The sequence below is a fragment of the Erwinia sp. genome, from assembly GCF_049696395.1.
Taxonomy (GTDB): Bacteria; Pseudomonadota; Gammaproteobacteria; order Enterobacterales; family Enterobacteriaceae; genus Erwinia.
This window is the reverse complement of the sequence record NZ_JBAVTT010000029.1, coordinates 41,342-56,497: the sequence shown is the minus strand read 5'-3', so window position 1 is coordinate 56,497 and position 15,156 is coordinate 41,342. Positions and strand designations below refer to the sequence as shown.

The 15,156-nt window shown below is 52.4% G+C and carries 9 protein-coding genes; 7 read left to right on the top strand and 2 right to left on the bottom strand.

Going from position 1 to position 15,156, the window contains the following annotated elements; genetic code table 11:
• Positions 1–6: 6 nt before the first annotated feature.
• The 6 genes from lptB to npr all read left to right on the top strand — a co-directional run bounded on the left by lptB (position 7) and on the right by npr (position 4,442).
• Positions 7–732: an LPS export ABC transporter ATP-binding protein gene (gene lptB / locus WCC56_RS04200; protein ID WP_424691177.1), complete on the top strand. Its 726-nt coding sequence runs from the start codon at positions 7–9 to the stop codon at positions 730–732.
• Between the two features lie 48 nt (positions 733–780).
• The gene (rpoN, locus tag WCC56_RS04195) at positions 781–2,214 is read left to right on the top strand and encodes an RNA polymerase factor sigma-54 (RefSeq protein ID WP_424691176.1); all 1,434 of its coding nucleotides are present in this window, start codon (positions 781–783) and stop codon (positions 2,212–2,214) included.
• A gap of 22 nt (positions 2,215–2,236) precedes the next feature.
• Positions 2,237–2,524, top strand: a complete 288-nt coding sequence (gene hpf, locus WCC56_RS04190; RefSeq protein ID WP_424691175.1) for a ribosome hibernation promoting factor — start codon at positions 2,237–2,239, stop codon at positions 2,522–2,524.
• A 213-nt stretch (positions 2,525–2,737) separates the two neighbouring features.
• Complete coding sequence (gene ptsN / locus WCC56_RS04185; RefSeq protein ID WP_424691174.1) at positions 2,738–3,220, top strand: PTS IIA-like nitrogen regulatory protein PtsN; 483 nt, start codon at positions 2,738–2,740, stop codon at positions 3,218–3,220.
• A gap of 98 nt (positions 3,221–3,318) precedes the next feature.
• Complete coding sequence (gene rapZ / locus WCC56_RS04180) at positions 3,319–4,173, top strand: RNase adapter RapZ (RefSeq protein ID WP_424691173.1); 855 nt, start codon at positions 3,319–3,321, stop codon at positions 4,171–4,173.
• Complete coding sequence (gene npr / locus WCC56_RS04175; RefSeq protein ID WP_424691172.1) at positions 4,170–4,442, top strand: PTS phosphocarrier protein NPr; 273 nt, start codon at positions 4,170–4,172, stop codon at positions 4,440–4,442. The genes rapZ and npr overlap by 4 nt, the downstream gene beginning before the upstream one ends.
• 48 nt (positions 4,443–4,490) lie before the next feature.
• Here npr and mtgA read toward each other — a convergent pair whose 3' ends face one another.
• Positions 4,491–5,213 (bottom strand): monofunctional biosynthetic peptidoglycan transglycosylase, encoded by a 723-nt coding sequence (gene mtgA, locus WCC56_RS04170; protein WP_424691171.1) that lies wholly within the window; start codon positions 5,211–5,213, stop codon positions 4,491–4,493.
• Between the two features lie 876 nt (positions 5,214–6,089).
• Positions 6,090–8,420, bottom strand: a complete 2,331-nt coding sequence (gene arcB, locus WCC56_RS04165; RefSeq protein WP_424691170.1) for an aerobic respiration two-component sensor histidine kinase ArcB — start codon at positions 8,418–8,420, stop codon at positions 6,090–6,092.
• Positions 8,421–9,572: 1,152 nt separating this feature from the next.
• Here arcB and WCC56_RS04160 point away from each other — a divergent pair.
• The gene (locus tag WCC56_RS04160) at positions 9,573–15,104 is read left to right on the top strand and encodes a glutamate synthase-related protein (RefSeq protein ID WP_424691169.1); all 5,532 of its coding nucleotides are present in this window, start codon (positions 9,573–9,575) and stop codon (positions 15,102–15,104) included.
• Positions 15,105–15,156 lie beyond the last annotated feature (52 nt).

The window sequence follows — 15,156 nt, the reverse complement described above, 5'->3', positions numbered from 1 at the left end:
TCAGCTATGGCTACGTTAATTGCAGAAAACCTGGCGAAGGCTTACAAAGGCCGTCGTGTGGTCGAAGATGTCAGTCTGCAGGTCAAATCCGGTGAGATTGTTGGCCTGCTTGGCCCAAATGGCGCAGGCAAGACCACCACGTTTTATATGGTCGTGGGTATCGTGCCGCGTGATGCCGGTCGTATCATCATTGATGATGAAGACATCAGCATCTTGCCGTTGCACGCCCGTGCCCGCCGTGGGATTGGCTACCTGCCTCAGGAAGCGTCGATATTTCGCCGCCTGAGCGTCTATGACAACCTGATGGCCGTGTTGCAGATCCGTGAGGATCTGACAACAGAGCAGCGCGAAGACCGTGCAAATGAGCTGATGAACGAATTCCATATCGAACATCTGCGCAACAGCATGGGTCAGGCTTTATCAGGTGGTGAACGCCGTCGTGTGGAAATCGCCCGCGCGCTGGCTGCCAACCCGAAGTTCATTCTGCTGGATGAGCCCTTTGCCGGCGTTGACCCAATCTCCGTTATTGATATCAAGAAAATCATCGAACACCTGCGTGACAGCGGCCTTGGCGTGCTGATCACCGACCATAACGTGCGTGAAACGCTGGCGGTATGTGAACGTGCTTATATCGTCAGCCAGGGGCACTTAATTGCTCATGGGACTCCGGCAGAAATTCTGGAGGATGAACAAGTTAAAAGAGTCTATTTGGGCGAAGAGTTCAGACTCTGATAAGGTGTTAAAACCAGGTAAGATTTTCGAGGAATTAGTATCCTGAATATGAAGCAAGGTTTGCAACTCAGGCTTAGCCAACAGCTTGCCATGACGCCACAACTGCAACAGGCGATCCGCTTGCTGCAGCTCTCTACGCTTGAACTACAGCAGGAAATTCAGCTGGCGCTGGAAAGTAATCCGTTGCTTGAACAAACCGACATTCATGAGGAAGTGGACGTACGCGAATATCAGGAGAAAGAGGCTCTGGATACCAGGGAAGCGCTGGAACAGAAAGAGATGCCCGAAGAACTGCCTCTGGATGCAACCTGGGACGAAATCTATACCGCCGGCACGCCGTCAGGCACCGGAACGGATTATCATGACGACGAGTTGCCGGTGTACCAGGGAGAAACTACTCAGTCACTTCAGGATTACCTGATGTGGCAGGTTGAGTTAACGCCGTTCACCGAAACCGACCGGGCGATAGCGACTTCAATTGTAGATGCCGTGGATGACACAGGGTATCTGACCGCCTCGCTGGATGAGATCCTCGACAGTATTGGCAATGATGAACTGACCATGGATGAAGTGGAAGCGGTGTTAAAACGCGTCCAGCGCTTCGACCCAGTTGGCGTCTGTGCCCGCGATCTGCGTGACTGCTTGCTGGTACAGCTTTCCCAGTTCCCGCCTGAGGCTCAGTGCCTGAAAGAGGCACGATTAATCGTCAGCGAGCATCTGGACCTGCTGGCCAACCATGATTTCCGCAGCCTGATGCGCGTGACACGGCTGAAAGAAGAGGTGCTGAAAAACGCCATGCAGGTGATTCAGTCTCTCGATCCGCGTCCTGGTCAGTCGATCAATACCACTGAACCGGAGTACGTGATCCCAGATGTGCTGGTGCGCAAAGCCAGCAATCGCTGGACAGTTGAGTTGAATTCAGACAGCGTACCAAGGCTGAAGATAAATCAGCATTATGCCTCGCTGGGCGGTTCAAGCCGTAACGACAGTGACAGCCAGTTCATCCGCAGCAACCTGCAGGAAGCTAAATGGCTGATAAAAAGTCTGGAAAGCCGTAATGATACGTTACTGAAAGTGACACGCTGCATTGTCGATCAGCAGCAGGCTTTTTTCGAACAGGGCGAAGAATTTATGCGTCCAATGGTGTTGGCGGACATCGCCAGTGCCGTAGATATGCATGAGTCCACGATTTCTCGCGTTACCACGCAGAAGTATCTGCACAGTCCTCGCGGGATTTTTGAATTAAAGTATTTTTTCTCCAGTCACGTCAATACCGAGGGTGGCGGCGAAGCTTCCTCCACGGCGATACGCGCATTGGTGAAAAAATTAATCTCGGCGGAGAATCCCGCCAAACCACTGAGCGACAGCAAGCTCACTACTTTGCTCTCTAATCAAGGGATCATGGTAGCGCGTCGAACTGTCGCAAAGTACCGAGAGTCTTTATCCATCCCGCCTTCAAACCAGCGCAAACAGCTAGTCTGATCGAACAGATAAGGAAGAACGTATGCAACTCAACATTACCGGGCATAACGTGGAAATCACCGAACCTTTACGTGATTTCGTAACGACAAAATTTGCCAAACTGGAACAGTACTTTGATCGAATTAATCAGGTCTATATTGTGCTGAAGGTCGAAAAGGTCACTCAGATAGCGGATGCTACTCTGCATGTGAATGGCGGTGAGTTGCATGCCACCTCGGAAGGGAAAGATATGTACGCGGCGGTTGACGGCTTGATAGACAAGCTGACACGCCAACTCAATAAACATAAAGACAAGCTGAAGCAGCACTAAATTTCACTCAAGCATTGATTATTTCTTCGCCACCCTAATCTTAGTATCAGGCGTGACGCAAGATGACCGGCTCGCCTCCCTTTCACCGGGGAGGCGAGCCGTTAATCAATCAGGCAGGCTGAGCAGTCGACCGATGACCCTCTTCCTTATGGTAAGGAGCAGAGGAGTCCCGTAATTTTGCCAGGCAGAAGTGAACACGTAAGTGAAACTATGATGAACAATGAATTAACACTGGAACTGAGCTCGGTACTGAATGTGTCCTGCACCCGCAGCGGCGTCCATTGCCAGAGTAAAAAGCGGGCGCTGGAGATCATCAGCGAGCTGGCGGCTAAACAGCTTAACCTTCCGCACCAGACCATCTTCGAAGCGATTCTGACCCGTGAACGTATGGGCAGTACCGGAATTGGTAACGGGATAGCGATCCCCCATGGCAAGCTGGTAGAAGACACACTGCGTGCGGTGGGTGTGTTTATCCGCCTCGATCAGCCGATCGCTTTTGATGCTATTGATAATCAACCGGTGGATCTGCTTTTTGCCCTGCTGGTCCCTGCCGATCAGTGTAAAACTCACTTACACACGCTGTCGCTGGTCGCCAAGCGTCTGGCGGACAAAACCGTGTGTCGCCGCTTGCGCGCTGCGCAGACGGATGAAGAGCTGTATGAAATCATGGCTGAGACTTCTGAGGAGAGCCACTGATTTCACCGGGCCGGAAGGCTCCGGCTCAATATTAAGCATGTGGGTCATTCCGGCCAGGGCTGAACACCCACGAACAGGCAAATTCAGGAGAACAAGTCATGGTGCTGATGATTGTCAGCGGTCGATCGGGATCGGGTAAGTCTGTCGCCTTGAGAGCACTGGAAGATATGGGCTTTTACTGCGTGGATAACTTACCCGTGGTTTTGCTGCCTGAACTGGCTAATTCGCTGGCCGACCGTAATATGCCTGCTGCGGTCAGTATTGACGTGCGCAACATGCCTGAGTCGCCTGAAGTTTTCGAAAAAGCCCTGACCAGCCTGCCGGACAGTTTCTCCCCTCAGTTGCTGTTCCTTGATGCCGATCGCAATACTCTGATCCGTCGCTATAGCGATACTCGCCGCCTGCACCCTCTTTCCAGCAAGAATTTATCGCTGGAGAGCGCCATTGACGAAGAAAATGAGCTGCTTGAACCGCTGCGTTCTCGAGCCGACCTGATTGTTGATACTTCAGAAATGTCGGTGCATGAGCTGGCCGAGATGCTGCGAACTCGTTTACTGGGTAAACGCGAGCGTGAGCTGACCATGGTGTTCGAATCCTTCGGCTACAAGCACGGAATTCCTATCGATGCTGACTATGTCTTCGATGTTCGCTTTTTGCCGAACCCACACTGGGATCCAAAACTGCGCCCAATGACGGGTCTGGATCGCCCGGTAGCCGCCTTCCTTGATCGCCATACGGAAGTGCACAATTTCATTTATCAGACGCGAAGCTACCTGGAATTGTGGTTACCGATGCTGGAAACCAACAATCGCAGCTACCTTACTGTCGCCATCGGCTGTACCGGTGGTAAACATCGTTCCGTTTACATCGCTGAACAACTGGCTGACTACTTCCGCTCACGCGGCAAAAACGTCCAGTCCCGTCACCGCACGCTGGAAAAACGCAAATCATGACTGTCAGGCAAACCGTTGAGATCAAAAATAAGCTGGGAATGCACGCTCGCCCGGCAATGAAACTTTTCGAGTTGGTGCAGAGTTTTGACGCGGAGGTATTGCTGCGTAATGAAAGTGGTACCGAAGCAGAAGCCAGCAGCGTTATTGCTCTGCTGATGCTGGACTCAGCCAAAGGAGGCCACATCGAAATTGAAGCCTCAGGTCCGGAAGAAGAGCAGGCCTTAAGCGCGGTAATTGAACTGTTTAATGCTGGTTTCGACGAAGATTAACGCTTTTCCTGCCAGGCATAACACGCGATTATGCCTGGTAAAATCCCCTCACCTTAGCTTATGTTCACGTAAGAACCCTTCGCCCCCAAGCTGTTTCATCTGGCGCAAAATCCACTGCTGACGCTGACGTATATAGCCCGATGGCGCATCGGCTTTAAAACGGATGGGGTTAGGTAACACAGCAGCCAGTAACGCGGCTTCAGACATCGTCAGTCGGCTGGCCGGTTTATGGAAGTAACGTTGGGAAGCCTCCTCCACGCCGAAAACGCCTTCGCCAAACTCAGCCACGTTCAGGTAAACGGTCAGAATGCGCCTTTTCGTCCACACGGTTTCAATCCCAACCGTTAAACCAGCCTCTAAACCTTTGCGCACCCAGCTTCTGCCGTCCCATAAAAAGACGTTCTTAGCGGTTTGTTGCGACAGGGTTGAAGCCCCGCGGATCCTCCCTCCCTCGTCGTTATCCAGCACCGATTGAATGGCCTGGACATCGAACCCCCAGTGTGTCGGAAATTTTTGGTCTTCAGAAGCGATCACGGCCAAAGGCATCCACGGAGAAATGTCATCCATGCTGGTCCAGTCAGAGTGGGCGACATAATCAAAATTGCCGCTAAACCAGGCACCTAGCTGCCGTTCTACCATAACAGCGGAGAAAGGCACCGGTATAAAGGAAAACAGTAAAATCCCGGCAATCCATGCACCAAAAACGGTCATAAACGCGCGTAAAAGCCACGTTTTGAGCGAGTGAAAACCCTTTTTATTGCGTTTTTTCATACCATAATATCCATGACTATCTTATCAATTCCTGTAAGGGGATCGTTGTAAGCCCCTTTTCTTCTTAAACAAGAACCTGAAGCTTACATTGCCAGTAAAAGGCGCTTTTACCGCCAAAAAACCGGTCTTATTTGAAATGTCCTAACCGCTTCAACCACTTCCGCTCTTCAGGAATCGGTTCCATAGACCAAACGAAACTGATAACGCCATCGCGACGTCCTTTAAGCCAACAGAATGAGTAGAAAAAAAATGATTCATAGTACTTATACGTTAATTCCCTAAGCTTTTGCAAAACAGGCCTGATAGAGGCCAAAACCCTGAGAAGATTCTGAATCAGGCCTTTTACAGAGCCAGCAACATAACGGGTTCATCCAGATCTAAAAAGTTATTAAAATAGCCTTGATCAATCGGTATAAACTTGCAGTGGCGCTTTTATCTGTCGCCCTTTAATTCCGTGCTACTCCGAGACCCTAATCTCACAAAAAGAATATGATATACAGAGGGTTAAACTTTTCATTAGCACGGCTACTTTTGATTAGCATCGCTGCTAGCTACCGGATGTGACACTTCGTCTACAGCGTCAATGTGAATACGTTAAAAAGTGTCACATTCGTTCAAAAAAACACCATTTCAACGCAAAAAATCATTTCCAGCTTGACTGTGTTATCAAATTAATGTTTTCTGTCTGAAATCGCTGCTCAACATCACACATTTTAATGAATCTCGTAACATGTGATGGAAGATTTGCTAATGTAGTTCCTGAGCGTTTTACCCAATACCGCGCCTGTGCTTTTAAACTCTTACTCTAAGAATAGCGCAGGTTACCCATTTCCCTGGTGTTGGCGCAGTATTCGCGCACCCCGGCCTCGGTCGGGGTCATTTTTTTCCAGCGTCCGAAACCCATTCACGTAACACTTCTACGTCGTTCCGCCACTCTTGCTTCAGCTCGTCAATCCACTCCTGAACGTTGTCCCACCAGGCTGGCAGTTCCGGACTTTGAATTTGTTTAGCTAACTGCTGCAAATGCACCAGCCCCACAGATCCCGCAGCCCCCTTAATTTTATGGCCCTCTTCCGCTATTCCTTTCTGATCGCGAGCCATCATGTTGGAGTCCAGCACATCCAGATAGCCCGGCATCATCTGCTCAAACATCTCCAGGCTCTGGTAAATCAACTGTGGACCCACCAGCTCGATATACTGCTCAAGCATGGTGACATCCAGTAACCCCAGTTTCTTCTCGTCCACTTTTCTTTCCTCGGCTTCGTCTTGCTGAAAGTCCCAGTATTTTTTGATGATGGCAGTCAGAGCAGGAACGGCCAGCGGCTTACTCAGAACATCATCCATCCCGGCATCCAGATACTCTTTCTTGTCCTTCAGCACGTTGGCAGTCAGCGCGACCAGCGGCGGCAAATGTTTGTTGCCATGACGCTGATGGATCTCGCGGGCAACATCCAGACCGGTCATATCCGGCAGCTGAATATCCAGCAACACCAGATCGAACTCTTCCGGGTCAAACATAGCCAGGGCTTCTTCGCCCGTCATGGCCACCTCAACGCTGTTACCGAGCTTCTCGAGTACAGAGCGGGCAACCACCACATTCAGCTCGATATCCTCAACCAGCAGCACGTGAAGCGCAGGAAGTGGCATATCATCGGCTGGCTGCTGATCTTCCGGCTGCTCGTCAATACGTGGGGCGTTAATGGTCAGGGTAAAGCAGGAACCTGTTCCCGGCGCGCTGCGAACAGTGATATCACCGCCCATGCTCTGAGCCAACCTGCGTGAAACGGCCAGGCCAATGCCGGTTCCGGTGGCTGGTTTGCCACCGTGTTGATCTTTAACCTGGTAATACATAGCAAAGATCTTATCCAGTTCGTCCTGAGGAATACCCATACCTGAGTCTTCCACTTCGAAGCGCAAGCAGTCTTCCCCCAGATACTCGACGCGGACAATAATGCTGCCCTTCTGGGTAAACTTTACCGCATTGCCGATCAGGTTCCACAGGATCTGCCGCAGACGCGTGCCATCGGTCATGATTTTGTGCGGCAGAGGCAATTGCGGATCCAGTACGAACTTCAACTCTTTCGGTTGGGCCAGCAGCCCGGAGAGATTTTCCAGGTCGGCCAGGAACCCAGTAAAGTCAACCGGCTGAATATCCAGCTGAACTTTACGCCGCTCAATTTTGTCCATCTCAATCACGTCATTGAAAATGTTGCCCAGCGTGATGGCAGAGACGTGGATGGTTTTCAGGTATTTGAGCTGCTCCTGGTTTAAATCGGTATCCAGTAGAATACGGCTCAGCCCGACGATGCCATTAAGCGGCGTACGAAGCTCATGGCTGATCGTTGAGATAAATGTGGTCTTCTCCCTGCTTGCGTTCTCTAAAGCGTCCTGGTAACGCTTACGTTCCGTTATATCGCGTCCAAAGCCCATCAGGCCGCTTCGTTTTCCAATGCGGTCGTAATAAGGCACTTTGCGGATTTCGAAGCAGGCTTTGCGGCCGTCCGGGTATTGCAACCATTGTTCGTAGGTTAGTGAGACGTTGTGGCGGAAGACTTTATCGTCGGTCTCCAACACCTTGGTGGCGGCGTCTTCGTCGTACACATCACGCGGCGTAAGCCCAATCAGTTGCTTTTCGCTTTTTCCCGTCAGCAATTCCATTGCCCGGTTACAGCCAGAGAACTGCTGGTCAATGTTGCGGTAGAACACCAGATCGGGTGAAGCGTCCAGGAATGAACGCAGGAAGGAGGATTGCTGCTCAAGTTCTATCTGCGCTTCCTCGCGCCTGGCCATCTCTTCCTTCAGCTTGGCCATCACCTGCAAACGCGCCTCTTCAGCTTTGATACGGTCAGCTATTTCCTGATTCAGCTGGGTAATGTTTTCTTTCATCTGCTGGTTCAGCTCAAGATCGCGATGACGCATCTCTTCAAGCTTATCGACCAGGCGCGACAGGCGCTGCCTTGACTCTTCGAGTTGTTCAACCACCACCGAGAGGAAATAGACCGCCCACGGGGTGATCAGCAGACCAAAAAACACCGACCGCACCATATCGATACTTTCAACATGCCCGCGCAATACCATGGTCACCGCCATCTGCACGATCATCGCCAATACCACCAGCGCAGAGGCCAGCAACAGCGAGAAGCGTACCAGCCCCAGCTTGACCATTAGATCGACATAATATTGTGCTAAGAGACGAATTTGTTTCATAAAAGATTCCTTCCGGGCCAATAGTCTCAATCATACCGTAAAAGCTCAAAAGACCCACGCAACCAGTACAAAGCTGCAGCGCACCAGACTGGTGCAGCTGCGGGATTGAATGACTGCTTACGCACTCACCCATCGAAAGAAACAAACTGTCCTAAGCAGAATTCTGGTGCTGCCACTGATTAACTAACCCTGGCACGATCGCCTTTCTTCCTCCCGGTTATAAGCGGTTCCGGCAGGTTGTTACCTGGTCCAATACCCTCAGGATTTCGGCTAAATCAGTCAGCACGCATCGGCCCGCAAGTACCGTACACACTGGATCCGAGCTAAAAAATCGACTTAGCTGAAAATGAAAAGTGCTTTACCAGACTCCTTTGTCATCTTCTTGTCGTCATTCTGCTGGACGCTTTATTTGACTGCATAATTTGCGAGGCAGTCCCTGGTCAGCTTTTCCTCACTGAAGAGTGTAATTCATAGTGATAAGCGCATCCCTGCCCACTCCCCACCTCAGCCTTACGAATAATAATTCACATTAAATGAGAACTTACTCAATGTAATGATGATTAATTTTACTAATGAAGACCCGCTGTTTAATTCAAATAAGCCACAGAGATAAAAACAGTATTTTTCAGCAAAGAGCGTATAATTGTCAGAACATTCTACTACCAATGCCCCCAGCACCAGCATGGTGCAGAGATATGGCGCCTGCACTACAGTGAGACAGCTCACACTTATTGCGGTCTTTGCCTCAGCGGGTTTGGCAGAAAAAACCCTGACAAACACTTACATATCAATACTATAAGCTGTCATAAGGTCGCAAAAGCCTCAGTAAGAACGCTATTTGACCTGAGTACGCTTTCCCGATAAGTTGGAAATCCGCTGGAAGCTTTCCCGACGGGCCAGTGTCTCGGCATATCTATGCAGCAAGAAGACTCCCTCGTGATGCAAGTTATCTCCCTTTAAGAGATTCGGAAATTTGAGAGCAGCCCCCCTTCAAGGACGTCAGGAAAAAAGTCTGAAGAGGTAACGCTCGGGGTAACGGCGTCCGCATTAAGCGGTCAGGAAAATGAGACAGAGCCTGAGAGAGACTCCTCAGATGCACTCTGTGCTTGAAACACTATAGGTAATGTCACAAAGAAGTTGAGGAGGCCCCCGATGTCCAACACAAATCCTTTTCCCTATGGCTTGTACGATCCTTCAAAAGACAGCGACAGCTGTGGCGTAGGTTTCCTGACGCGTAAGGACGGCGAGCAAACTCATGAGATCCTGCAGATGGCCCATAGCGCCCTGTGCACGGTACCTCATCGCGGGGGTATGTCGGCGGAAGGCGTCGGTGACGGTGCTGGCGTCAACGTGGATATCTCTCTGCACTTCTTCCGCAAGATTACCGGCCTGCAGCTCGAAGCCGGTCGTTTCGGCGTTGGTAACTTCTTCGTGCCTAAAGATGTTGAACTGCGCGCGAATGCTGAACGTCTGGTTGAACAGACACTGGCCGCCTATGGCCTGCCGGTGTTGCTGAAACGCGACCTGCCACTCGATGGTAGCGTGCTGCGTCCAGCTGCGCTCTCTTTCCAGCTGCCTATCGTGCAGTGGGTGTTTACTGCCCCGCAGGATGCAGAGACGCAAAACGATTTCGAAAAACGCATTTACCGCGCTTTGCTGGACATTGAAGCTCGAGCCTTTACCGAAAGCCAGTTTGGCGGTCTTTATCCGCTGTCGCTTTCTTCGCGCACTCAGGTCCTGAAAGCCCGTCTGAATTCCAATGAAGTGATCCCTTACTTCAAAGACCTGACCGATCCGGATCATCAGGTGCGCGGGCTGTTCTTCCATACCCGCTTCTCAACTAACACCGATCCGCACACCACTATGGCGCAGCCTTTCCGGCTGATGGCCCATAACGGCGAGCTGAATACCGACCGTAAAAACCGCATTGCTGAGTCTGCGCTGGCGCTGGCTCGCGGCAAGAAAATTGTGCGCCCTAAAGGGCAGTCTGACAGCTCGCGTCTGGATCAGAGCATCCAGAGCCGCCTGATGGAAGATAACCTCGACCTGATCAACGCCGTGGTATCGATGATGCCTCCGGCATGGGAAAACGATCTCACCTTATCTACTGAAGTCCGCGCGATGCTGGAGTACTTCTCTTTATATGAAGAGAAGAACGATGGCCCGGCCGCCTTGATCTTTGGTAACGGTGAAGTGATCGGTGCCCGTCTGGACCGTCTGGGCCTGCGCCCACTCCGCTCTGTAGAGACCGCCGAGTATATCGGTGCGATGTCAGAAGCCGGACAGATCGCCTTCCCACCGGAAAGCGTCTTACGCCGTGGCCGTATTGAAGCCGGCGGGATGCTCTATTACGATCACAGTGAAAAACGCAGCTACACCACACTGGAAGCGCTGGAGAAACTGGCTGCCGAGAAAGATTACCCGGCGCTGGTCGAACAGGCCCGTGTGATGTTGCAGGATTTGCCTGTCGTTCCAGCAGAACAACAGGGTTCACCGTTGCGTTACAGCGGCGACCTGAAAACTTACCAGCGGTTTGTGGCTTACTACTACAACCAGGAAAGCTTCAAATTCATGATGGATCCGATGCTGACTACCGGCGCAGAAAAGATTTCTGCCATGGGTTACGGCAACGCGATCAACGGTCTGTCCGATCATGAAGGCGGAATGGCGCACTACTTCTCTCAGCGCTTTGCTCAGGTAACTAACCCACCGTTAGACTCCATTCGTGAAGTTGACGGGATGACTCTGCGCGTTGCGCTGGGTGCGAAACCGCATCTGGGCCGCAGCAAAGGTCGTCAGATTATCGTGCCTACCCCGATCCTGACTCACCTGGATATGCTGCAGCTGCGTGAACAAGATGTGGCGCCTTATGCCCGTTTTGACATGCTTTACATCCCGGTTGTAGGCACTGAGCCGCAAAACCGTATCGACAACGCCAATGCGCTGGAAAAAGCCATTGATGACCTTGCTCAGCAAGTGGTGGACTTTGCCCGTGAACAAGGGGGTATTGCGGTTCTGACTGACCGTCATATCTCTTCTACCCGCGCCGGAATCCCAATGCTGCTATTGGTTTCTGCCATCAACCAGCGCCTGGTACAGGAAGGCTTGCGTCTGGATGTTTCTCTGGTGGTTGAAAGCGGCCAGAGCATCTCTTCGCACCATATCGCGGCTACCCTCGGCTTCGGTGCTTCTGCTGTTTACCCTCTGGGCGTGCAGATGCGTGCCGAAGAGAAATATGGCGAAGGCGAAGAAGGCAATAAAGCGTTCAAACGCTATGCCAAGGCCGCGGAAAAAGCCCTGATGAAAACCATGGGTAAAGTCGGCCTTTGTACCGTTGAAAGTTACAGCTGCGGTGAGTTCTTCGAACCGAACTTCCTCAATACCGACGATCCGGTACTGAAAAAGTACTTCCCGAACATTAAAACCCCGGTTGGCGGCGCTGGCTTTGCCACTATCGCCCAGATGGCCGTGGACTGGCACCAAAGCTCCCTGAAAATTCAGGGTGAATCCGAAGTGCCGTTGTTAGGTCTGTTTAAAGAGCGTGCGGAAGGTGCTGGTCACTCTTACGGCACCATTGCCGTGCGTACCTTTATTGATATGACAGAGCAGCCGATCCGCTTTGCTGACAAGCCGCGTGATGAAGATCAGTTCATCCGTTTGCTGACGCTGGCGAAACTGGATAATGCTTTCAATATCAAGCCAAGCGCTTTCGCGGATACCAGCTTCGAACGTATCCCGAATGACGTTATTGATAACTTCACCATCACGCCGGACTATCGCGAATTCTCCAGCCTGATGCTGCAGGAACGTAAGCGCCGCCCGGCTGCGCTGCGTGACATTCTGACCTTCCCAGCCGACCTGACCCATGTGGACAGCCAGGCAGAGTTTGCGCGCAAACTGGGTCGCTACTCGTTAACCAATAATGGTTTCGCTACCCGAGGTCTGGCTTGCGAAGCAACGGAAGGTCGTGAAGGTCACTTCACCCTGCGCCTTACCGACAGCATCGTTGGGCTGAAACCAGAGAACGAGCGTCTTGCTGCCCTGTTCAGCGCGCTGAAAACCCGTTTCACCGATGAGATCGGCGAAAGTGAGATTGTGGCCGGTGGCCTGCAGCTTGCCGCGACAGGCAAAGCGGCTGAGTATCTGTCACGCATCTTCACCTCCGCCCCTTCTCTGCCGCTGAACGAAATTCAGCCGGCCAGCGAAATCACCCGGACCTTTGCTTCCGGTGCGATGAGCCACGGCGCCCTGGTGGCCCCAGCTCATGAAGCGGTGGCACACGGCACCAACATGGTGGGCGGCATGAGCAACTGTGGTGAAGGCGGCGAACACTATTCCCGTCACGGCACCATCCGTGCCTCACGCATTAAGCAGCTGGCTTCCGGTCGCTTTGGCGTGTGGGCTGCTTACCTTGCGGATCCCATGCTGGAAGAGCTTGAAATTAAAATCGGACAGGGCGCAAAACCTGGCGAAGGGGGTCAGCTGCCTGCCGCAAAAGTCACGGTTGAAATTGCCGCTGCTCGTGGCGGTACGCCTGGCGTGGAGCTGGTTTCCCCTCCTCCGCACCACGATACTTATTCGATTGAGGATTTGGCTCAGTTGATCCATGACTGTAAAGCAGCACGCGTGCGGGTCATTGTGAAACTGGTTTCTTCTGAAGGCATTGGCACCATTGCCGTAGGCGTGGCAAAAGCCGGTGCTGACGTGATCAACGTAGCAGGCAACACCGGTGGTACTGGTGCGGCTTCTGTTACCAGCCTTAAATACACCGGTCGTGTGGCAGAAATCGGCATCGCCGAAGTGCATCAGGCGTTGTGTGCCAATGGCCTGCGTGAAAAAGTTCTGCTTCGCTGCTCCGGCGCGCAGCAAACTGGCAGCGATGTAGTGAAGTCTGCCCTGTTGGGTGGCGACAGCTTCGAATTTGGCACCACCGCGCTGATGATGCTGAAATGCGTTATGGCGAAAAACTGTAACGTGAAATGCCCGGCAGGCCTGACCACCAATGCCGAAGCCTTTGATGGCGATCCACGTCAGCTGGCGCAGTACTTTATGAACGTAGCGCATGAAGTGCGTGAGATCCTGGCACGCCTTGGCTTGCGTTCACTGCGTGAAGCGCGTGGCCGCTCTGACCTGCTGCACCTGATGGATCACCCGCTGGAAGTCGGCAAGCTGGACTTCCGTGCCATGCTGACCGTGGTCCCGGAACTGAAAATCGCCCGTCCGGTCTATCTGGAAAAAGATTTCGAGCTGGATAACGGCTGGATAGATCAGCTGAAACTGGAGCTGGTTGATCAGGGTAAAACAGACATTCAGTTCGGCAATGGCATCACGCTGAACAACCGTAACAAAAGCGTTGGCGGCCAGCTGGCAATCGACATTGAGCGCCTGCTGAACCACAAGCTGGATGCTGAGCAGCTGAGCAAGATCCCTGCGGCCTTGTCAGACGATCGTGGACGCCGTTATCTGGCCCCGAACACCATCAACATCTCCACCTCAGGATCTGCCGGTCAGTCCTTTGGCGTATTCTGTAACGACGGTATGCAGCTGAAGCATTACGGCACCTGTAACGATGGCGTAGGTAAAGGCCAGTGCGGTGGCGAGATTGTCGTGATGTCGCCTGGCGGCGGCTCACAGGATGCTGAAGGCAACGTGCTGATCGGTAACTTCGCGCTGTTTGGCGCAACCGGTGGACGCCTGTTTGTTCAGGGTCAGGCTGGTGACCGCTTCGCAGTTCGTAACTCCGGCGCAACGGCAGTGGTTGAAGGCGTTGGCGATTTCTGCTGTGAATACATGACCAATGGCGCGATCCTGAACCTGGGCACTTACGGCACCGGTTTCGGTAACGGCATGAGCGGCGGTTTTGCTTACCAGTACGATCCGTACGGCACGCTGGCAGGTTCAGCAGCCGGAGACTCCGTGCTGTTTGGATCAATCACTGACGACAATGAAATGGCGAGAGTCCACAAGGAAGCGGTGCTGACCATGCTGAACTGGCATCTGGAAGCGACCCAATCTCCTCGTGCGGCCTGGCTGCTTGAGCACTGGGAAACCGAGTGCCAGCACTTTGTCTTTGTGATGCCACGTTCCCTGCTGCTGTACCAGGAAAGCACCGAGATCCTGAAGGCCAAGACCCGCAAGGATCTGCTGGAAGAGCTTTCGACGGCTCTGGCAAGCCATCAGGTAGCGAAGTTCAAAGCAGCCTGGCGCACCAAGAAAACGATTGCCAATGGCGCAGTGCCTGAATACGGTGCAACAGACACGCAAGATATGTTTGTGTTGCTGAACAACTATACCGTGCTCAGCTTCGCGCAGCAGCTGGCGCTCTCCCGCCTGCCGAAAGGCACGCCGGTTGAAGATGCTGCGGTAGAAAAAGCCGTACGTAATTTGTTGATGACAGAGGACTTCGCCCTGATCAGTAAGCTGCAGCGTCACGCGCGTGAAGCGATTGAAAACTACAGTGACGATGAACTGGCCTGTCTGATTGCAGCCAAACGTATGGCGGACTACAAGGCAGCCCTGACGCAACGTAACATCCGCTCGATGGACAGCCTGGCAACTTATGGTTGGATCATTTATCAGGATGCGCGCAACAGAGAAGTGCTGGGTGGACTGCCTGACTTCGAAGAGCTGTTTGCTCGTGCCGCACTGCCTGAAATCGCTGCAGCCGTCGGGAAATTATCCTGACGGTTTACCGGACTGAATGTGACTATCTACTGAACACGACGAAACGGGATTG

Bases quoted from the DNA above. Each gene is read 5' to 3' on its own strand.
- hpf (WP_424691175.1), top strand. From the start codon at position 2,237: ATGCAACTCAACATTACCGGGCATAACGTGGAAATCACCGAACCTTTA.
- rapZ (WP_424691173.1), top strand. From the start codon at position 3,319: ATGGTGCTGATGATTGTCAGCGGTCGATCGGGATCGGGTAAGTCTGTC.
- npr (WP_424691172.1), top strand. From the start codon at position 4,170: ATGACTGTCAGGCAAACCGTTGAGATCAAAAATAAGCTGGGAATGCAC.
- lptB (WP_424691177.1), top strand. From the start codon at position 7: ATGGCTACGTTAATTGCAGAAAACCTGGCGAAGGCTTACAAAGGCCGT.
- rpoN (WP_424691176.1), top strand. From the start codon at position 781: ATGAAGCAAGGTTTGCAACTCAGGCTTAGCCAACAGCTTGCCATGACG.
- ptsN (WP_424691174.1), top strand. From the start codon at position 2,738: ATGAACAATGAATTAACACTGGAACTGAGCTCGGTACTGAATGTGTCC.
- mtgA (WP_424691171.1), bottom strand. From the start codon at position 5,213: ATGAAAAAACGCAATAAAAAGGGTTTTCACTCGCTCAAAACGTGGCTT.
- WCC56_RS04160 (WP_424691169.1), top strand. From the start codon at position 9,573: ATGTCCAACACAAATCCTTTTCCCTATGGCTTGTACGATCCTTCAAAA.
- arcB (WP_424691170.1), bottom strand. From the start codon at position 8,420: ATGAAACAAATTCGTCTCTTAGCACAATATTATGTCGATCTAATGGTC.